Source organism: Halomonas sp. ND22Bw, assembly GCF_003011945.1.
Taxonomy (GTDB): domain Bacteria; phylum Pseudomonadota; class Gammaproteobacteria; order Pseudomonadales; family Halomonadaceae; genus Halomonas; species Halomonas halophila.
The window spans coordinates 1-235 of the sequence record NZ_PXWD01001801.1 but is presented as its reverse complement, the minus strand read 5'-3'; the positions used below and the strand labels follow the sequence as shown (position 1 = coordinate 235).

Genomic DNA, 235 nt, shown 5'->3' with positions numbered 1-235 from the left:
GACCACCAGCGCGGTTTCCTGACAGCGATCGACATCGGCGATGTCGATGCCGCCATGGCGGACGCGGCAGTGACGTTCGACGCCACCTATACCACGCCAGTGCATTTCCCGGCGGCGCTGGAGCCACATGCCTCCACCCTGTGGTGGGACGGCGATCTGTTGACGGTGCGGTCAAGCAACCAAGTGATCGGCGGTGCGAAAAGCACGATCGCCACGGCGCTCGGCATCGCCGAGG

1 protein-coding gene is annotated in these 235 nt (G+C 65.5%); it reads left to right on the top strand.

Annotated elements, in window-relative coordinates; all coding sequences use genetic code 11:
- The coding region (locus CVH10_RS24490) for a molybdopterin cofactor-binding domain-containing protein (RefSeq protein WP_146143412.1) at positions 1-235 on the top strand (235 nt) is incomplete at both ends.